The sequence below is a fragment of the Citrobacter sp. wls613 genome (assembly GCF_005281195.1).
Lineage (GTDB): Bacteria > Pseudomonadota > Gammaproteobacteria > Enterobacterales > Enterobacteriaceae > Citrobacter > Citrobacter gillenii.
In genome coordinates this window covers 69,956-90,433 of record NZ_SZXN01000036.1, presented here as the reverse complement: position 1 = coordinate 90,433, position 20,478 = coordinate 69,956, and the positions used below count along the sequence as shown (strand labels likewise).

19 protein-coding genes are annotated in these 20,478 nt (G+C 46.2%); 9 read left to right on the top strand and 10 right to left on the bottom strand.

All coding sequences use genetic code 11. The features are described from left to right. Positions 1 to 166: 166 nt before the first annotated feature. Genes FDX01_RS06190 through FDX01_RS06165 form a run of 6 tightly spaced genes read right to left on the bottom strand, consistent with a single transcriptional unit; the run spans position 167 to position 8,059 of the window. Positions 167 to 505 carry a hypothetical protein gene (locus FDX01_RS06190; RefSeq protein WP_249360886.1) on the bottom strand — a complete coding sequence of 113 codons (339 nt, stop codon included), beginning with the start codon at positions 503 to 505 and terminating at the stop codon, positions 167 to 169. Between the two features lie 51 nt (positions 506 to 556). After that, complete coding sequence (locus FDX01_RS06185) at positions 557 to 1,312, bottom strand: SprT family zinc-dependent metalloprotease (protein ID WP_137399429.1); 756 nt, start codon at positions 1,310 to 1,312, stop codon at positions 557 to 559. Further along, positions 1,309 to 4,593, bottom strand: coding sequence for a type I restriction endonuclease subunit R (locus tag FDX01_RS06180; protein ID WP_137399440.1), 3,285 nt, complete (start codon positions 4,591 to 4,593; stop codon positions 1,309 to 1,311). The genes FDX01_RS06185 and FDX01_RS06180 overlap by 4 nt, the downstream gene beginning before the upstream one ends. 52 nt (positions 4,594 to 4,645) lie before the next feature. After that, positions 4,646 to 5,329 (bottom strand): YecA family protein, encoded by a 684-nt coding sequence (locus tag FDX01_RS06175; RefSeq protein WP_137399428.1) that lies wholly within the window; start codon positions 5,327 to 5,329, stop codon positions 4,646 to 4,648. Beyond that, entirely contained in the window at positions 5,326 to 6,546 is a 1,221-nt protein-coding gene (locus tag FDX01_RS06170) for a restriction endonuclease subunit S (protein ID WP_137399427.1), read from the bottom strand. The genes FDX01_RS06175 and FDX01_RS06170 overlap by 4 nt, the downstream gene beginning before the upstream one ends. Beyond that, positions 6,536 to 8,059 (bottom strand): type I restriction-modification system subunit M, encoded by a 1,524-nt coding sequence (locus FDX01_RS06165; protein ID WP_137399426.1) that lies wholly within the window; start codon positions 8,057 to 8,059, stop codon positions 6,536 to 6,538. Before FDX01_RS06165 ends, FDX01_RS06170 begins: the two co-directional genes overlap by 11 nt. Positions 8,060 to 8,364: 305 nt before the next feature. On the opposite strand from FDX01_RS06165, the gene FDX01_RS06160 reads away from it, so the two are divergent. The 9 genes from FDX01_RS06160 (at position 8,365) to FDX01_RS06120 (ending at position 17,568) form a co-directional block, all read left to right on the top strand. Continuing rightward, on the top strand, positions 8,365 to 9,540 hold the full coding sequence (locus FDX01_RS06160; RefSeq protein ID WP_109863215.1) for a hypothetical protein: 1,176 nt from the start codon (positions 8,365 to 8,367) through the stop codon (positions 9,538 to 9,540). Positions 9,541 to 9,700: 160 nt separating this feature from the next. After that, a complete protein-coding gene (locus FDX01_RS06155; RefSeq protein ID WP_137399425.1) occupies positions 9,701 to 10,822 on the top strand; it encodes a site-specific integrase in 1,122 nt (373 codons plus the stop codon). Between the two features lie 162 nt (positions 10,823 to 10,984). After that, positions 10,985 to 11,173 carry a helix-turn-helix domain-containing protein gene (locus FDX01_RS06150; RefSeq protein ID WP_137399424.1) on the top strand — a complete coding sequence of 63 codons (189 nt, stop codon included), beginning with the start codon at positions 10,985 to 10,987 and terminating at the stop codon, positions 11,171 to 11,173. A gap of 31 nt (positions 11,174 to 11,204) precedes the next feature. Beyond that, a complete protein-coding gene (locus FDX01_RS06145) occupies positions 11,205 to 11,807 on the top strand; it encodes a hypothetical protein (RefSeq protein ID WP_137399423.1) in 603 nt (200 codons plus the stop codon). Between the two features lie 68 nt (positions 11,808 to 11,875). Next, complete coding sequence (locus FDX01_RS06140) at positions 11,876 to 14,467, top strand: hypothetical protein (protein WP_249360888.1); 2,592 nt, start codon at positions 11,876 to 11,878, stop codon at positions 14,465 to 14,467. A gap of 262 nt (positions 14,468 to 14,729) precedes the next feature. Further along, on the top strand, positions 14,730 to 15,656 hold the full coding sequence (locus FDX01_RS06135) for a WYL domain-containing protein (RefSeq protein WP_137399421.1): 927 nt from the start codon (positions 14,730 to 14,732) through the stop codon (positions 15,654 to 15,656). After that, positions 15,649 to 16,056: a hypothetical protein gene (locus FDX01_RS06130; protein ID WP_021536926.1), complete on the top strand. Its 408-nt coding sequence runs from the start codon at positions 15,649 to 15,651 to the stop codon at positions 16,054 to 16,056. Before FDX01_RS06135 ends, FDX01_RS06130 begins: the two co-directional genes overlap by 8 nt. Beyond that, complete coding sequence (locus tag FDX01_RS06125) at positions 16,049 to 16,936, top strand: GTPase (RefSeq protein ID WP_032634193.1); 888 nt, start codon at positions 16,049 to 16,051, stop codon at positions 16,934 to 16,936. The genes FDX01_RS06130 and FDX01_RS06125 overlap by 8 nt, the downstream gene beginning before the upstream one ends. Before the next feature lie 170 nt (positions 16,937 to 17,106). Then, complete coding sequence (locus FDX01_RS06120) at positions 17,107 to 17,568, top strand: hypothetical protein (RefSeq protein WP_021536924.1); 462 nt, start codon at positions 17,107 to 17,109, stop codon at positions 17,566 to 17,568. 62 nt (positions 17,569 to 17,630) lie between these two features. Here the strand turns inward: FDX01_RS06120 and FDX01_RS06115 are convergent, their stop codons facing one another. From FDX01_RS06115 to FDX01_RS06100, 4 genes are all read right to left on the bottom strand, one after another. Then, positions 17,631 to 18,023, bottom strand: coding sequence for a hypothetical protein (locus tag FDX01_RS06115; protein WP_021536923.1), 393 nt, complete (start codon positions 18,021 to 18,023; stop codon positions 17,631 to 17,633). Between the two features lie 699 nt (positions 18,024 to 18,722). Continuing rightward, positions 18,723 to 19,157: a DUF2787 family protein gene (locus tag FDX01_RS06110; RefSeq protein ID WP_137399420.1), complete on the bottom strand. Its 435-nt coding sequence runs from the start codon at positions 19,155 to 19,157 to the stop codon at positions 18,723 to 18,725. A gap of 93 nt (positions 19,158 to 19,250) precedes the next feature. After that, positions 19,251 to 19,760, bottom strand: coding sequence for a hypothetical protein (locus FDX01_RS06105; protein WP_137399419.1), 510 nt, complete (start codon positions 19,758 to 19,760; stop codon positions 19,251 to 19,253). A gap of 25 nt (positions 19,761 to 19,785) precedes the next feature. Then, complete coding sequence (locus FDX01_RS06100) at positions 19,786 to 20,157, bottom strand: hypothetical protein (RefSeq protein WP_227524228.1); 372 nt, start codon at positions 20,155 to 20,157, stop codon at positions 19,786 to 19,788. Between the last annotated feature and the right edge of the window lie 321 nt (positions 20,158 to 20,478).

Genomic DNA, 20,478 nt, shown 5'->3' with positions numbered 1-20,478 from the left:
ACGAACAGGAGAGTAGACCCCTTCTACATTACAGCTATCTCCGTCATCAAAAATCAACTCTCCTGCACTATAACCATCCATGGATAAAATAGCCTTTTCATTGAGAGCCAGACTAAGGCACATTGATGTTTTTATCATATTATCTGTACCATAAACCTCATACCAGTTATCTTATTTTTTTAGAAACCTCTACCTCATACTTTCCTGAGTCAATATTAACCATGCTAAATACATTATCTACATCACATGACTCCTTGCTATCTGTAAAAATTATTTTTTTATCATAGCCATCAACCCTGAGATATGCGTCTTCAGAATAAGCATAAACATAACAATATTTAGTATTAACAAAAGAATCCTTCCCAGTAATTTGATATAAATTACTATCTTTTCTTGTGACATTTATTTCCCACGTATTGGCATGAACATAACCTGGAGCCAAAAACAGGGTTAATAAGAACGGTCCAATCTTGGCTTTAAAGTTTCTAACAATTTTGAAAAACATAAAACCCCTTCTTATATAGTTCTGTAATATGTTAATTTAGCTGGGCTCTTACTACATATCAGCCAACAACATCCCAGCCATGCCATCCAGCCGTTTCTTGACCTTTTCCCACCCAGGCATAACCTGCCCCATCAGGCGGTAAAACTCTTCACTGTGGTTGTGCTCAGCAACATGGCATAACTCATGTAGCAAAACATAATCGATACATTCTGAGGATGCCTTAACCAGCCATGGATTCAGGGTCAGACAGCCTTTTACAGAACAGTTACCCCATTGCGTTTGCATCGCCCGCAAACGTATCGGCGGACGCTCATTAACCCAAAGGGTCTGCGGTATCAATAAATCAAGCCTGCGTTGAAAGACATCTCTGGCGCGTTCCCGATACCATTCGGCCAGCAACGCTTTTACCTTTTCTGCCGATTTATGTCTGACAGTCACTTCCAGACGCCCACGCAACATTTTCACTCGTTGCGGCACAGTAGCGTCTTCTGTCACTTTCAACTGATACTGCTTGCCAAGATAGTAATGGCTTTCTCCGCTGACATACTGACGCGGTACTATGTGTGTCTGTTGCTCCCTGAAATCACGCAGTTGCTGATATATCCAGCGCCCTCGTTTTTTCAGCGCAGACAGCACCTCGCGCTCCGGTGTTTCTGGCGGTACAGAGGCAACAACACGGCAGTCCGGATGCACCTTGATGAGCACCCTGCCCTTAACGACCTGACGCGGAACACACTGTACGACGATGACCTCATCACCATAGACAATGCGTATAACTTTCATTGCTGGCGACTCTTTTTCACTCATGAATTCATCAAACCAACGCGCAGTATCTGGATGATAGTTTCCACAATACGGTTTACCTGGTTCATTCCGGCTCCTATTTCCCGGCAGGCCGTAAATAGCAGCGGTAAGAGATTTGTCTTGACTGCTTTCTCGATATCCTGAGGGTTCAGGGAGTTTTCTGCCACTGCTTTGACGATGATATTGTCCACTTCAAAAGCCAGCTTCGTCCACTTCTCCTGCACCTGAACGTCGTTGACCGCAAAAACCTCAGGCAGCTCTTTTTTAAATACGCCGTAATATGCCTGAGCATGTTTGTTTACCGCTAGTGCATCCGGGATATCACTGAGCTTACGGGCTTCAACCTGCTCTTCAAACTCACGGAATAAGAGGTACTGCTTAAGTGGATGGTCGAACAGTTTTTCAGCCTCTTCGATTGCCATACGCAGGAGTTTGGAAAAAGCCTCCTGAGCGTACGGGTCATCACGTAGGTCCTGCTCAATCATCTTCGTCACACGGGTTTTAATGATGTCGGTTTCATTGCGGGTTTTATTGTTGTCCCACTCTTCGGGCTTTTCGCTCTTGCCCATTTTACCGACTTCATACACGCCATCCGGTTCACGAACCTCAACGCCGGTGACATGCTTATCCAGCAGTTTTTTCACCTGCTCCGCGTAGTCGTCATAATTGACCTGCTCGCCGCTGACCTGCATTGCCCACTGGCGCAGGCTGGACATCTGTTTTACGGTTTCTTTATAGAGATTTCGGTCTTGTTCCGTAAAGCTCTTGTCGGTGAAGAAGGTGGCGGACTGCAGTGCCACTTTCAGGCATCCGGCAAAGGCTGTTAACGCCTCGAAGAAATCATCACGGGTTTTCTGATGGATATCGACCATCTCTCCATCACATTCTTCCATTTTAGGCACCAGTACTGCACGTAATTGCTCAGTATCATTCTTGTTTTTGACACCGGCAAATATGGCCCACAGCTGGTTATACAGATGCGGCAGACGTTTATATTCAGAACTCATGGCGCTGTACAACCCGTCAATATCCTTGATGTCGTATCCTCCCTGGGTTCGGGAGGCGAGATCCTGATATTTACCGATAGTGGTGTCCAGTTCAGCCAGAATGCCGCGATAATCAATCAGCAGGCCAAACTTTTTCAGTGGATGCAGACGGTTTACCCTGGCAATCGCCTGGATAAGGTTGTGGGACTTAAGCGGCTTGTCGATATACAGCACGGTATTTTTCGGTTCATCAAACCCGGTGAGAAGTTTATCAACAACAATCAGCAATTTGAGCTTATCATCGGTATCGAAACGACTGATGATATTGCGGGTATACGCGGACTCATCCTGCGTGCCGACATTATCCTTCCACCATTTCGTCACTTCCGGCAGTTTGCTTTCATCCACTTCGGTATTCCCTTCCCGGGTATCCGGCGGGCTGATAACTACTGCTGACTCAAACAACCCGGCTTCATCAAGATACTTTTTATATTTGATGGCGGAAATCTTGCTGTCGCAGGCAAGCTGGCCTTTCAGCCCCTCATCAATATTCTTCGAGAAGTGTGTGGCGATATCGAGTGCGATCAGCCGGATGCGGTCATCTGCACTGTAAACCTCACCCTTTCGGGCATATTTACGCTTAAGGTCGGCTCTTTGCGCTTCGCTTAATCCATCGGTAATACGGTCAAACCAGGCATCTATTGCCCGGTCGTTTACCTCAAGATCAGGAATACGTTCCTCATAGAGCAGAGGCGTCACGGCCTGATCTTCTACCGCCCGCTGCATGGTATAAGCGTGGACAATCGGTCCGAATTTATTGGTGGTCTTATCTTCTTTTAGCAATGGCGTACCAGTAAATGCTACAAAGGCGGCGTTCGGCAGTGCCAGTTTCATTCGCACATGGTTCTCACCACCCTGGCTACGGTGTCCTTCATCAATCAGAACGATGATATCGGGGCTGGTATTGACGCATTCAGGAAGTTTTGTCGCTGAATTAAATTTCTGGATTAGGGTGAAAATGATGCGTTCTTTACCGGAGCCAATCTGTTTCGCCAGCATCTGCCCGGATGTCGCCATTGCATTGGCTTTGTCTTTTTTCCCGGCCAACTCGCCGCCGGATGCAAAGGTACTGCTGAGCTGTTCTTCAAGATCGATACGGTCCGTCACCACCACGATACGACACCGCTTCAGGCTGTCATGAAGAATCAGCGCCTTGCTGAGGAACACCATGGTGTACGATTTGCCAGAGCCGGTGGTATGCCAGATAACACCACCTTCCCTGCCCCCATCGGGTCTGCGGGTACTGATGCGCTCCAGCAGTCTTTTAATACCGAACACCTGCTGATAGCGGGCGACAATTTTCCCGGTCTTTTTATCAAACAGAGTGAAGAAGCGGGTCATCTCCAGCAGACGTTCCGGCGAAAGCAGGCTGATGAGCAGTTTGTCCTGTCCACTGACAGCCAGTTCACCGGCGGCGATTAACTGTTGGTACCAGTTGAGATCGGCTGATGGACGATGATCAAACAACGCATGAATTTGTTCAGTCGATAAAGGATGGTTGCGCAGCGCATACATCTGCGCATCGGTAATATCTTCTTCGCGCCATGCCGCCCAGAATTTCATTGGCGTATGGCATGTACCGTAGCGCCCGTCATGACCGTTAATCGAAAGTAATAACTGGCTGTAGACAAACAGCTGCGGGATTTCATCGTTGAACTGGTTGCGGATACTCTGGGATATCCCCTCGTCAATGGTTGGCCCTTTCTTGCCATGACCAGCCGGGCTTTTCGCTTCAATAACAGCCAGCGGGATACCATTAACAAAGCAGACAATATCTGGCCTCCGGGTTTCAACACCACCTGACCGCAATACCGTAAATTCTTCAGTAAAATGGAACTGGTTATTTTCCGGATGTTCCCAGTCGATCAGCGCAATGGTGGGGTTGACCTTCTTGCCATCGACAAACTCCGTGACGGCGATACCGTAGAGCAGATGGTTATACATCCGTTCATTGGCTTTGAGCAGCCCTTCATTCAGCGCCGGAGAACAGACCTGTGATATCAGGTTATCCAGTGCTTTTTCCGATAACTGGCAGGTTTTGCCACCCGCCATAAAGGAACGCTTCGACAGCTCTTCACGCAGAACCGGACGCAGCACCACCTCATCCTGTTTATAGCCCCGGTAATCCATAATCTGTTTCGGAGATAAAAACGTCCAGCCGAGGCTGGTCAGTAACGTCAGTGCCGGGATTTTGGCGCTGTATTCTTCCTGGAATTTTGGCGTGTACGTCTGGTTCATCATTAATCCTTTTCTTTCTGGCGCTACTCGCTACTGGTCACATGAAGATTCATCAATGCAGACAGCACTTCTTAAATTTTTTACCGCTGCCACACGGACACGGGTCATTTCGCCCGGGCATGTTTTCTGCCCCCTTCACTGGAACAGGCCGGGATGATGCCTCTGACATTCTCACTGACAACCAGTACTGATAAAGTGCCAGTGCAGCAGGCTGAATAAGGGAAATACTTTTCTCAAACTGCTCTCCGGTCATTTTCTCAAGTACAGGAAAATTCTTCTCCACGCCATGAAGAGCGATCACTTCCAGAGAAGGCCGTAACTCACCGGGAAGACCAGACCAGTCATCCAGTGACTTTCCTTTCATATAACCAAAACACCACTCTTCCACAATGGTATATTTTTCCCCCTTTACCTCACGCTCATTGAAAATCGGTTCAAACTGTTCAGGGGCCTCATACAGGCAGCCAGCGATATCGTTCATATGCTGAAAACACAGCCCCACAAAACGCGTCATCTCTTTTCCAGTGGTCCAGTGAGGGTGGTAGTCACCACGACCCCAGATAGCACTAAGCCAGGTATTAGGGGAAATCGTATTCGGGCCAGAGACAACCGCCGTCAGGAAGCCATCCAGCTCAGAGAAACAGAGTACAGAGTCATCATTGCCGTATTTCAGCAACACCTCTTCCAGCCAGTCGATTTCCCGGTCAATCAGCGGCCCGCTTTTCGTCAGTTTCATTCGGCAACCGCCTCATCGACCTTAACACGACGTTTGCCAGTCAGTAGCTGTTGCATCAGGGCTTTTTTCTCATCTCTCAGGCAGGCGAGTTTTTTCTCCAGCGTGGATATTTCAGCATCGGCTGCGGACAGAACGGCGGCAATTTTTTGTTGTTCTTCAAAATTGGGCACTGATAATTTTAATGTCTTTATATCATCACTATTAATTGATTCAAATGTGCTACCTTGTGATAGGTAACACCATTTTGGTTCAAACCAAAGAAACCATTGATAAAGAAATGATTGACTCATTTTTCTCTTGGATTTTATAGCCGATATACCACGCCCTATACATGCTTTATGTTGAGAAAGTGCAACAGTACCTACAGGTGCCCTGACACTTAGAAGAATATCTCCAGGAGAACATTCTTTCGTAATGTCAGACGTATAAACTCTGGGACATGAAACTCGGCACTTTATATCGGCATTACCCTGTATTAATGGCAAACCTAAGCCATTATCGTTGTAGGCTTCGGATTTAGGTGATGATCCCATAATAATATGTGCTACTTCAGACAAAGTGCACGTACACCACTCCCCAATAAATCTGCCCCCATTCTCATTCAGCAAGCGTTTCTTCCCGGTAAGTAATTGCTGCATCAGGGCTTTTTTCTGCTGCTGACTATTGGCGAGCAGCTTTTCCGTCACCGAAATCGCCTTATCCCAGGTGGACAGGATTTGGGCGATTTTTTTCTGTTCCGCAATAGGGGGAAGTAATAACGAAAACTGCTTAATATCGTTGGGGCTGATATGAGGAACAGCTGTAGCTGTCTGAGTAAGCTTAACGTATTGCTCAAATTTGTATCCTGAGAAATACTGGCGGAGTAACCCTTGCGCCAAGGTTTTTTTTGCTCGAATTCGAGCAACTCGTTGCACAAGCAAGCAAGGCAGATCATCACAAGTTACTTCAGCAACTTTTAAGCCACCTGATATCCATGTACGATCAAGAGCTATAACAAAATCGCCTTCCAAAAGAAAATATTTATCCATATTTTCTTGTACGTTTCGAGGCCAACGTTTAGCATTTATCCATCGAAGCTTACCAGGTTCAATATTGTCTCCCCTTAGCAATCTGATATCGTGTTCTTCAGCCGAATATTCAGTACTAGAAAAAGCATAACCGGTTAAGCAATCAATGTGTTTCTCAAAAGTTGTGTGTGACCAACCCTTAGGCACCATAACCCAACTCCTTTAAATACCCTGCCATCTCTGTTTCCAGCTTCAGCAGTTCCGCTTTCAGTTGCTCGCGCTCTGCTCGCACGGCCAGCAAGTCAATCTCGTCCTCTTCTTCGAAGGTATCGACATAGCGAGGGATGTTGAGATTGTAATCGTTATCCTGAATCTCTTTCAGGCTGGCGAGATAGGCGTATTTCTCGACGTTATCGCCATCACGGTAGGTCTTGACGATTTTCTTAATGTTTTCTTCGCTAAGCTGGTTCTGGTTTTTACCTGCCTTGAATTCACGGCTGGCATCGATAAACAGCACCTTGTCATCAACTTTCTGCTTTTTGAAAATCAGAATCGCAGCCGGAATCCCCGTACCGTAGAACAGTTTTTCCGGCAGACCAATTACCGCATCCAGCAAATTTTCGTCGATCAGTTTCTGGCGAATTTTACCTTCGCTGGAGCCACGGAAAAGCACACCGTGTGGCACAACTACGCCCATACGGCCAGTTCCCGGTTTCAGGGTTTCGATCATATGCGAGATAAAAGCGTAATCTCCTTTAGTCTTCGGCGGTACACCGCGACGAAAACGGCCAAACTTATCGTTCTCGGCCTCGTCATGGCCCCACTTATCGAGGCTGAACGGTGGGTTAGCGGTCACGATATCAAACAGCATCAGGTCGCCATTTTTATCGAGCAGCTTCGGGTTACGAATGGTATCGCCCCACTCGATTTTATGGTTGTCTTCCCCGTGCAGGAACATATTCATTTTCGCCAGCGACCACGTAGAACCGATCGCTTCCTGACCGAACAATGCATAGTTACGACTATCATGCCCGGAGACAATTTTACGCCCACACTTCATCAATAATGAACCGGAACCACAGGCTGGATCGCAGATGGTATCACCCGGTTGCGGATCGAGCAGTTCTGCAATCAGGTCCGAAACTTCCGGCGGGGTATAGAACTCCCCGGCTTTCTGCCCACCGCTGGCGGCAAAGTTTTTGATCAGGTATTCGTAAGCATTGCCGATAACGTCCAGCGTACCGACACGACTCGGCTTCAGGTTGAGATCTTCACCGGCGAAGTCTTCCAGTAGCTGACGCAGGATGGTGTTTTTCTGTTTTTCTTCACCCAGACGGTCAGTGTTAAACGAGATATCCTGGAACACGCTTTTCCCGGCATCTTTAAGTTTGGTACCGTTGGCTTCTTCAATGGCATGTAATGCCTGATCGATGCGCTCACCGTTGCCAGGCTCATGACGTCGCTCGTACAACGCATAGAAACTGGCGCTTTTCGGCAACACGAAGCGCTCGTTCGCCATCATCGCTTCAATCAGTTCCGGCTCATCACCATATTGCACTTTATATTCGTCGTAGTGATCTTGCCAGACATCCGAAATGTACTTGAGGAACAGCATGGTAAGGATAAAGTCTTTATAGGTATCAGCACTGATGGTGCCACGGAACGTATCACACGCTGCCCACAGGGCTTTGTTGATCGTGTCCTGACTGATTTTGTCGTTCATGAATAATCCTGCTATGAAGGAAAGCTAACGATACAGGGCGTTGCATCGTAAAATTTGTGATCGATGATACCTCAAGAAGCGCCCCTGGACACACTTGAATCACAGTTTCTTTAGGGGGATTGTCCACCTGATACCGACAGATGACTTGCTGATCCCCTCATGTTTGCAAGTTAATAAATTATAATGATATTAGAAGGATAGACTCGATGTAAGCCATGGTGTAAAACTTCCGTTGGGGTAATGTTATACTCCCTTAACTCTCAACCAGCCGCCCTACTCGGCATTGCATCACAAGGGGCTTAACTATGTTCGAAACTTATCTGGGCCTTACCAACCGCGACGCCAAAAATGCCAGTCTTCTCGAAAAGTATCAGCCGGATATTGACACCCTGTGTGAACGCTTCTCTAAAGAAGGCTTGCTAAATTTGATGACCGTAACTGATCAAAATAACGACAGGCAGATGAAACCCGCAAGTGGGATAGTTGATGTCATCAGCTCATTGGCCGAAAACTCTAATCAGATTAGTTTTTTTCAGGATGTGGCTATTCTGAAAGAATGGTGCACGCAACAAAGCCGGGAATTTTATCAATTAGCACTAAAGATTTATGCTGATGAATCAGAGTATCAGAATAGAATACCTGGAGGAGTAATAAGACGGATAAAAAAATTCATAGACAGGGGATGGGCTAATGATCATATTCCCCACCCTCTTTTACGTTCTTTTCTGAATGTACTGGATGATATGCAGGATCCCCATACCTTCCATGATTATCCTGACAATAAAACTGGCAACAATACATTCAATAAATTCGTAGAAGAACATCCTAAAGCGGTCACTGAGTATTTAACTTCTGAAATCTGGTTGAATAGCATTCCCAAAGACCTGCTCCTTAAGGCTAAGAGCCGCAACGAACGTGAGAACTTTGGAATGTGCAATAAATGCAAGGAGCGTGAGGAACGCATGCGAGTTTCCTGGTTGGTATTCTCTATTTTTTGTGCAAAAAATTATTTTCATTTAATCATTTCAACTCTTGATTCCATGCAGCGCAAAGATATTATATGTACCACTAAACTTCATCATCATAAGATGGTTCCGTTAATTACATTAGCGATACTACCTTATATCGTAATGGTCCCTGTCATATCAAAAAACCAATACAATATTACGATTACCTGTCCTGATGAATTCATTGTAAAAAATGTGATCCCGTTCGGCAAAGCCAATTTGACAGGCTATAAAAAAGATACTGAACAACTCTTTCGTAAGCTCTATATTTATATAGCTTTGCTCATCAACCCGAAATGGGCTCCTACCGCTAATGAATTAATCTCTTTTCTTGAAGGTAGCAACGAGAAAATAACAGGATCACTTAATTTTAAATCCACATCCAGAAATCTCAACTCGAAAACCAATAATATAAGCTCACTGGGCAGGACCGAATATACAAAAAAACTTCTCGAAAGGGCAAAAAACAAATAAGCACAGAAGCAATGACTGTATAGAACGGTGCACGTCATTGCCTGCTTTGTCATTTTTACTTACCTCACCTCTCTCCCGTAAAAATTCACACGATGAGCTGTGAAAGCCATACAGATGATTATTGTGTATTTTTTCCTGGAAAATTTACAGGAGAGATACAATGCCCATTATCGATATCCGCTTCAGCCATAAATCACTGTCTCAGCTACCTCATCCACCTGCCGGGTGTCAGGAATACCGCGATACTATGTGTCCCCATCTCAGGGCACTCGTATATCCAAAACGGATCACACTCGCCCTTCGCTGTACAATTAAAAACAAACGCATCTACGAAACCCTCGGTACTTTCCCTCTTCTCAGTGTGGATGCTGCCCGTCAATACGTTCAACAACTGCTGACTGATAAGCACCGGCTTCAAATGCAATCCTATTCGCATACTATTGAGCATGCTGTTAATAGCCTGTGGCTTCCTGATATGCGCTTGTATAAAAAAAGCCCCCAGTCTGAACTTTCCAAACTCCATCGCTATATCCTGCCCAGTTGGGGTAGCCGTCAGCTGCACGATATTACTGCTGGCGAAATAGAGTTGTATGCCGCATCTCTTCGAGAACAATTGCGCCCGGCAACCATCAACCGCATTCTGGCTATTCTGTCAAAAATATACACTCTTACTGTCAGAGCCGGTTGGATCACCCACTCCCCAATGGGGCATGTTCGCTATCTTAAAGAAAATAATATTCGCTATCGCACCCTTTCTGACAACGAGATCCGGTTATTTATAGACGCTGCAAAAAACCTGCAAACCCCGGCCGCCGATGCGATCCTGCTTGCGCTCTATACCGGCATGCGTATTGGTGAAGTCTGTACGTTGAATTGGGATTATTGGTACCCTGAACAGAATCAGCTGATCCTGCCCGATACCAAATCGGGGCACCCCTTTACCTGCCCACTTGCAACTCCTGCCTTTAATCTGATTCGAAAACAACAACAACTGGCACTCAGTACAACGTATATCTTTCCGCAAATTACAGATACCACCAGACCACTGGGTTATCCGCGTGGAACCTTTTCCCGTATATGCCGGGATGCTGGAATAAGTGGTTTACGTATACATGATCTCCGCCGGACCTTTGCGACTCGTGTGCTGCACGAAACCGGTGACATCGACATGACCTCCCGCCTGCTGAATCATCATTCGCTCTCGGTCACCCGGCGTTATGCTTTCCACAACACCACGGCAATGCAGAGCATTGCCAGTCAGGTTATTGATAAATATGAGTAAAAACTTTAGTTCAATAAGAAAAAATATTGACGATATGAGCTGTGAATGAAATTGGTTAGCTGTGCGCATATCGTTGATGTGCGCACTGTGCTGCCAGGCCCGGCAGCAAGTTGCAGGACCGAATAACCGGTTCAATAAACCCGAGAACAGGAAGCACAACTCATGTATATCAACTCCAGGCAACTTGCCGCCCGCTGGGGTATTTCACCCAGCACGATTGCCAGCGACATCACCCGTAACCCGACCAAGCTCCCTCCGTTTATCCGACTGGGTCGAGCCATCCGCTTTCCCGTAGCTGAGGTGGAGGCCTGGGAACGGCAGCAACTCACGAACATCCAAATTTCACGTTAATAACATTACTTCCTGATAAGGCGAAAAAATTATGACAACCTCAACAACACTCAGCACTGATTACCTGGTGAACTCAAGCGATAAGATCATCCCTGTCTCTGATGTCAGTGGCATCGGTATCGTTGAAAACCGCCTGTACTTTATTGGCCGGGCAAGCCGCGCACTGCACATTGAGCATTTTGATTCGGACGAGGCTGCGAAAGCCGCATTTACCGTCTATGCCAGCATTTTCAAAAGCGGTCTGTCTGACGAGGCTATTTACGAAGGTAATCACTGCATTGCCCGACTGAGATTCGTATACGGCATCAGCCTGTTTCAGAAAGACGAGCAGGCTATACTGATGCTGATTAACCGCTATGGCGGCACCCTCGTCAGTGAATCAGCCAAATCTGACACTCTTGATGATGCATTTCAGGAACTGGCTACCGCTCTTGGCGGTCGCGAATATGAATCAATGAGCTTCCGTTGGTTACATGCAAATTGCCTTCTCTCCTCGCGACTCCTGCCGATGGTAGAAAAGACCCCGAATGGCGTGGTTATCAAGGTAAACGATAACTTCGTTTCATTCGTCGCGACCATTGATGATGGACATAAAGAGCAACTTTTTGCGGATATTCGCACAGCCCTTGCCTGATTTCCCCTTAATTAGCGGTGTCGATAGTGACACCGCTCACCTGAATAAGAAAAACACTTATGTTTGACATGAATGCACTGCTCGCGAATGCGGCTGGCGTGACGCAATCTGGCTCCAGACCTGCTAAAACACTTGATAGCTTCCCGTTAATACCGCAAAAATCAAAAAAACGGCTGGACGTCAGCAGCCAGTTACATCTTGATATCGGCTTTGACACTGAATATGTCTATAACCCACAGACAAAGCAAAACGACATTCTGTCTTATCAGAGTTATGTCGTGCTGCCTGATGGAACGGGTGTTCCCGGAATCCTGTACCCCGCCAGCGCCCACAAAAAAGATCGCCTGTCGCTGAAAAACTTTCTCGCGAAAACCCTGACGCCGCTATTGAAGAATGAGCTGATTAACGAATGGCCGGGTTCGATTACGCTGTATGCTCATTTCCTGCGGGCTGATGTTGCCTCGTTTTCCGATTTCTGGAGCGATCACAAAATACTGCTGAAAGGAATTCGCAGTACAGTTAGCAGTTTTAAAAACCGCTACGGTATTGATTTTGATGAAGTCGAAAATCGTCGTGAAAAAAATAGCCTCATCACGTTTGATAAACGGACCAGCCCGCCCCGTTGCAGCAATGTGACGTTCACCGATACGTTGTTGATAACTCCGGGTGGGATGGGGCTGGCGGAATGTGGCCAATTACTTGGTCTGCCGAAACTAACCATTCCAGCCCCTTATTCAATCAGCGATATGCGCCAGTATTTAAAAGGCGATCGACGCGGTTTCGAAGCTTATGCAGTTCGTGATGCCGAAATTGCCGTGCGCTATGCCTTACAGGTGAAATCGTTCTGCACTGAAAGTCTGATGATTGAGCGAGTCCCCACCACGATTGGTGCGATGGCTGTTTCCCGGTTTCTCAAAACCATTGATGAAAGCGGCATATCTTCTGAAATTTGCATGGGCACCCGAACGGTATCGAAACAGTGCTGGAATTCCGATACACAGGGGTTCAGAACGGTGAAGACAAGGCAGAGTATACCTGCGAGAGAACTCTATGAAACCTTCCCCATAAACTGCTATCACGGCGGTCGTAACGAATGCTACATGATGGGCATTACCCCGGAAAGGGAATGGTATGACTACGATTTAGCAGGTGCTTACACTACTGGGCTGTTGGATATTTTGCAGCCTGATTACGATAATATTTTCCATAGCCGCAATCCTGAAGATTATTGCGGTCATGTCATGGGATTTGCACTTGTCAGTTTTCAATTTCCAGACTCAGTACGGTTTCCCTGCCTGCCTGTCAGAACCGAGCAGTTTGGCCTATTTTTCCCGCTAGCTGGTGAATCGTGGGCTACAGCACCTGAAATTGCCCTAGCTTTGTCACTGGGTGCAGAAATTACAATTCAGCAAGGCATCATCGTTCCATGGCGCATGGATGAACCGCATGATGCTACAAATCTACGAAAACAGGAATGCTCGGTGTTTTTACCTTTTGTGCAGCAGGTCCGTGAAAACCGTAATCATCATGATAAAGGCTCTCTGGAGGAGAAGTTCTGGAAAGAAATCGGTAATTCACTGTATGGAAAACTCGCTCAGGGTCTTCACGCGAAGACTGCGTTTGATACTGCCCGTGGACTGAATAGCCCCTTACCACCATCCGCAGTCACCCAGCCATTCTTTGCAGCACATGTCACAGGATTTGTTCGCGCTGTGGTAGGAGAGCTGATGAACGCACTCCCGACAAATGCAACCGTGGTCAGTGTGACTACCGATGGTTTTCTGACAGATGCCTCTCTCGAGAATATCGATATGTCTGGTCCACTATCCTCACGTTTTCAGACGTTATGCGACATTGCGGATCCGGGTTCGTCCATGCTGACCTGTAAACATCAGGTCCGGCAGCTTGTCGCCATGAAAACCCGGGGACAGTTAACCTATAAAGCATCAGAAGGTTACCCTATCGTCCATGCTCGCGCAGGTGTTAAACCACCTGTCGATATTCCACGCGACGACTATAACCGCTATATGGTAGACCTCTATATAAACAGGGCTCCGGGTCAGAAACTACGCAGAGGGTCTCTCATTTCAACCCGTGATATGTGGTTGAATGAAAGCGATCTGGTCGCTGTTGAGTCCGAGATCAGGTTAAACCTGGAATTCGACTTCAAACGCCAATTGATAACACCCACTATGAATGAAGGGCATTTATTAATGCATTCCCGTCCGTGGGATGATATGTCACAGGCACTTAAGCAACGCCAGCTATTCGATGACTGGCGGCAGACACATGCTTTGAAAGATGAAGCCGACTGGGAAGACTGGTGTGATTTCCTCTATTGCAGAAACGTTTTTACCCCACTGAAACTAAAAGTAGGACAAAATCGAAGCGATGATGTCCTTGTTCGCCTTTTCCTGCGGGCCCTGGCTCAACATCAATGGGGGCTCACGCCGGACGACAGAAAGCGACAAACCAGTGTTGAGATAGCTGCATGGCTGGTCGAAGCAGGCTACTCTGTGACACCCAGTGATGTTAAAAATGCAGGTCGGGCTAAGCTCCCACCCATTATCTTTGGTTCTCTGACTTCCCGAATGACTCGCCTGATGGACCATATAAAGCTGAAATATCCTGGCTTCGCATTGCCCTCGGTAGTTTTGTAAATCCTTCACGCTGAATACCTGTTTGCTAAGCCCACGCTTCCTGTCGTGGGCTTTACTGTTTGGGGATAATGAAGCACCGGTAATAAAACTGCTTCCCGCAATCACCACAATATGGACAGGTTGAGTCCACAAAAACCATGCTAAAAATATATCACTGAATTTTATGGTTTTTATTTTTTAGAAAACCTGCTTCAGCCTGGACTCATCTTGTCCAGCACCCTACTGAAAATATCCTTCTAGCTTCAATTGATTGGATGCCTGAATGGATAAGCATGACAAACTTGGGTATCGCCTTGGATTGATACTGACTCGCCTTAACAACGGTGAATCGGTCACGGTGAGTGGGCTCGCTGAAGAGTTTAATGTCTGTGATAAAACCATCCGGCGTGACCTCACGCAGCGGTTGGCTTATCTCAACCTTCTTCGCAGTGGTAAGAAATATCACCTTCCCGTTGGCGTTCTGGGACAGCGCAGCAATACGGACTTGCGCCGCTTTACGCGTATTCTGGGTATTGAGGGGTTATTTCCACGCTGGGATGACCGTCTGTTAGGCATATTGCTGGGCAATGCCGAAAATAATCCGTTTCTGATCAAACAACGTCCCTACGAAAATTGCGGGCTTTTTATGTCTACGTTGAATACATTGTCAGACGCGATTCGCGGCAGTCAAAAAATTAGCTTCATATATAAAGCGAAAAGCTACAGCACCATTGAGCCCTATCGTCTCGTCAGTGACAGAGGGATCTGGTATCTCGCTGCGATTGAGGGAGGAGTGCTGAAGAGTTTCGTCATTTCAGACATGAAAAAGGTTCTCCCCAGTAACGTGTCGTTTACCATGTCGCCGGAGATTCATCTGCAAATCGAGAATGCGGAAAGTATCTGGTATGGCGCAGAGCTTACTGAAGTACTGATGTCAGTTTCTGCACGTGTAGCCCCGTGGTTCTTGCGCCGCGCGCTGTTGCCGGGTCAGGAAATTATTCACACTTCCGCAAGCGGTGATTTGCTCGTGATTTCACGGGTGGCTCACTTCGGCCAAATTATCCCTCTCATCAAATACTGGATGCCCGAGGTTGAAGTTCTAAAACCAGCATCGATTCGTAATCAGGTTACGCAAGACATACGCCTTGCCCTGAAACGATACGAGCAGAATGAAAGTACGGAATCAACCGGAGATACCTCTAATGAATAAAGATGAAAAAGCGCTCGAGAATTTTTTCGAAAACATAGCAACGGACTTACTCAGCGGTCTTCTTGACGCCAATGATAATGAACAGAATGCGCATCTTAAAGCCTGGCTTGACGCGCCATTCAATGTAGTTCCCGAAAACCTACTCAGGCATGCCGAGATGATTTGCAATCACTTCAGTGCTGGTGAAAACGGTCATTTGTTAATGCACGGTATTGATGATCAACTGGCCGCAATGAACCTTTCCCGCAAGGAACGCTTCAGCCCTATGAAAAAAGGGATCGTCGGTTACGCGGCACCCCGTGATCTGGAAAAAGTGAATGCCTTGCTAAAAGTAATTATTTCTTATTACGAGTGTGCGTTAATTAAAGCGAGAATGGAGAATGGTGCTCAAGATGAATAATACAGAAACTAAAAATCGAAATCCTGTGAAGGATGCTCTTGAAATATTACCTGAAAATATCAGGGACAGTATTGCCCGACGCATCAATGACGTTATCAGTTATGAGCCGGTCATTGGCATTATGGGAAAGACCGGAGCCGGGAAGTCCAGCTTATGTAATGCGATTTTTAAGGGTGATATTTGTGCAGTCAGCGATGTGGCCGCCTGTACCCGTGAAACGCAGGAAATGCGCATCCAGTTTGGCAAACGCTCAGTGCGGTTGATTGATATTCCGGGTGTGGGCGAAAATGCTGAGCGTGACGCTGAATATGAACAACTTTATCGTGATCTGTTACCACAGCTGGATCTGGTTCTCTGGGTGATTAAAGGCGATGATCGCGCCTTTTCTGCGGATGAACATTTCTACAAAAATGTGCTGGCCCCTGCTGGCGGTGAGGCTAAAACACTGTTTGTGCTTAATCAGGTCGACAAAATTGAGCCATTCCGTGAGTGGGATGTTGTCAACGCCCGGCCTTCTCCATCCCAGATGCAAAATATCCTCGATAAAGAAGCATATATCACACAGCGATTTGGGTTTACTGACCATCCGGTGATCGCTGTCGCCGCCAGTGAGGGATACAATGTGACCCATTTGGTGGAGGCAATGGTTCGTGCGCTCCCAAAGCACGCTCAAAGCGGCGTCGCTTCTCAGGTGAGAGACGAGCACAAAACCCGTACAGTTACAGAAGAGGCAACGGAAGGATTTGGTGATACCGTTGATCGCGTTCTTGATGATATTATTGATAATACCCTGCCAGTGCCTTTGCGCGTGGTCGTAAAAGCCGCCAAAAAGGCCGTAGTCAGTGGATTAAAAAAGGCCTGGAACTGGATTTTCGGCTGAATATATAAAAACATAGCGGGGGCGATGGCTCCCGTGTAAGTTATCTCAGGTTAAGAGACACAACCTAACCCGAAGATCCCACAAGGTTTTCAAATTATATCTGTAAAGCTAAGAATGGTGGTTTCGCTTTGCACCTGGAAGCAGAACCACCTATAAGGACATCTCCCCCCATGAAATTTAAATATCTTGCGTTATCCCTACTCGTAAGCTTGCCTGCCCTGGCTGAATCATCCCTTATTGCGTGCAGCCCTAAAGACAAAAGTGGGGATGACTCTGCAAGTATTTGGCCGAGCCCCTATTTGTCACAAAACAAACTCTGTTTCAACATAAGTGCCAATTCAGGTAGTACGTGTGTTGCTAACGGGAAAAGTACTTCCTGGTTTACTGAAGCCGTAATTGTTGATATTGATGGCGAACCACAAGGACGGGATGATACCTGGTTCCGGGTTGTACATCCCATAATCACTGATGAAAAAATAGAGTATGTGATCGAGGGTTCAAGAGATAAAAAAAATTGGGGGGGTGTATCACATGTCTCGATTAACAGACTTACGGGAGAAGCGGTAGACTGGTTTATCGCCGACCAAGGTGGAACATCTTATCAGTGTCATCTGGAAAAACGAAAAATCTGACTGGCATTATATTGTGCCTGAAGAATACGGGAGCTTATGCTCCCGATATTATTCTTAAGGACTCAGAGTTTAACAAGTCCTGCTTTAAGAGCCAGACGGACACATTTATTGGCTTCCTGCATAATCACCTCCTGTGGATATCGGTTCATTTCCCGATATCCATCAGATTTAGCCATGCGACCTTCCATTCCGGCATTATCCAGGACGGTTTTCCAGGCATCCCGTATTTTCTTTGAATCCTTTTCTCCCACGCCCCCCGACAGCGTTCCGAATAACTCTTTCGTATTGTTATTGAGATGTTTATATTCAGCAGCGTCCGGGTCTAATAGCATGGCCATTTTTGTTGATTGTCGGGTCGCTTCATAGCAGAGCCCTGCCGTTTCAAGCGATATTTTGGCTGCAAACGAGGTGGTAGAAAATCCTATAACAAAAAATGTAATAACAATCTTTTTCATGATATGAAGCCTCGGTAAATTATGCGTGTGATATATATTTCAGACGAAGGGTAATATGAGGGAGGGACAGGTTATGTCCTGGTTGATAAAAATATTTCGATACCTCGTTCTTAGGGGGTTCCAAAAATATCTGCTTTCAGCCGGTCTGTATTATCTGGCATTAATAAAAAACCCTCAGATACCCTGTCTGACGCGCTCTCTTATCAGAGGGGCCAGTCGCACTTTGCCGGGTGCAATCACCTCTGTTACGGTTTCCACTCTCAATAAGTCACGCTGCCCTGTGCGATGGCACACGGAAAACTGCTGGCAAATGTCATCGACTGACAGGGTATTGCCCGTATAAAGCTGAAGTAAGATCCATCCCAGTCTCTCGGCTATTTTCTCGCCTCGTGTTCGGTGCATAGTCCGTACCTTTATGGATTTGAAATTAAGAACCCTCACTCACAATTGCGTCTAACCAACTGTAATATCGACATAATTTTAAGGGTGTAAAACGTCCGTTGGGGTAATGATTAACAGACATCCCCCTGATTGGTCATTTAGGGGGAATGTTGGTAAAACCACGAGGGATCTGAGATCCCCCGTGTCTGCACATGTTTATGCGAACGGTCCGGTACAACCAGTATCATCATCATGCTGCGATTTACTGCGCATGAAGAGGATTACAAAGATGCCCGTTTTCTTCCTGTTCATAACAGGTCAACAACTTTCCACAGTTACCGTTACCCGGTAAATCCCCATAGACAGGTAATCCATAAAATTACCCTCCCACAAAGACCAGAGTTCATTCTTCTCAGATACCAATGAAATATCCCCAGCCAGATAATGGAAGACGTATTGACCTGACCAACAAAAGTCCATTTCCTTTTCCAGCTCCGGATAGACTCGTCCCATGTAACTAAAGTCTGTGACATAATCGAAATACCATTCGTTATCCTGGCGGATGAACCGCATTTCAACCGGATGAAATCCGCCGGATTCTGCACTGTAGTCCGGGTCACGAAAATTAATGACTACTGCCCTGACCGATGTTTGCTGAGATTGTTCTGCCAGAAGCGTAACGATGTGCTGCTGAAATAATTTAGTGACAGGCAGCGTTAATCCTGCCTGTTTTAAGACATACTGGGTTTGCATAATAGATTTTCCTGTAAAAGGTGAGTAGAGGTGTGTAGTAGTTTCTGGTTGTATAACAGTTCTGGTAAAGAATTAATTCTTCGCAATCCTTTCTCAATCGCCAACCTTACCGAGTGTTTTAAGACGCGCCCGCCAGTCAGCATATAAAACATGCGTAAACAACTTCTCAGGGTGCGCCTCAAGCAGACATATATCCGGGGAGCGTAAAACAGCAGCCAGAAAACCGGCATTATTGGCACTTGCTCCTTTAAATAATGATCTGAATACGCCTGATGTGAAGCCCGTTGTCGGTTGAACTTCGAGTACACTTTCAATCTTAGAAAGTGGGACCCAGTCTTTAGAGAACAATCCTCCGCTGCCATTTGCCATGAGACGCAGGTAAAGTTCATTATCCGTTTCAGACATAGCCAGTTGCCATGTCAGAATACCGCTGGCTTTAGGGCTGATTTTTTCCGCCTGACCTGATTCAATTAGCAGCTTATAACTCTCTTCAGGTAATATTTGGCTATCTTCAGTGGTACCTTTTTCAATATCACTTAAATCATTATTTAACTCCAGCTTCTCGTGTTCATTATTATTTTTCTCTGACTTTGATTTTCTCATTTTCATCTCCTGATTTTAATCTGATTTACAAACGGGATTCCGCCATAGACATTAATGTGTCAATCCCCTTCAAAGGGCATTCCGGATGAAATAGCAGATAAATACCATTTCCATTATCTTCTGTAATTGATAGCATCAAGTAATATTCATCTGTCAGATGGACCACGAACTCAGGGTTTGCAATTAAATGATGAATTACATCCAGTACGTGTCGTTTAATATCTTCGGGAACATCACCGGGTTCAATGTACATTAATGTTACACCCACCTCGCCCCAAAAATTCATTGCGGAAAGTTCATCATCAAATGGAAGTATCAGTTCTTTTCTCAAGACAGTCATAACTGAATCGGGAAGAAGGAGCGACGGCAGGTCTTGCCAGTTCGAGATAAATTTCATTGAATAATCCTCATAAACAAAAACCCCGATACGTTTTTAGTATCGGGGTTACATAGACAGGGTAAAGAATCTGGAATTGCCTTCAGTGGTCATCTATATTCTTTCATAATATCCACAATCCTTGCAGATAAGCACTGGCGCATTATTCCTTTCACGCTGTTCAAGGAATCCAAATAGACGCTGTATCGCCCTGATGATTTCTTTAAGCAATTCTGGTAATTGCTCAAGGCTAATATAACCGGATGTCGATGTCAGAAACCGGTCATCGCGAGTCACCTTTGCTATATTTCCGGCAGTTTCTGTGACTGTATTCCGACTACC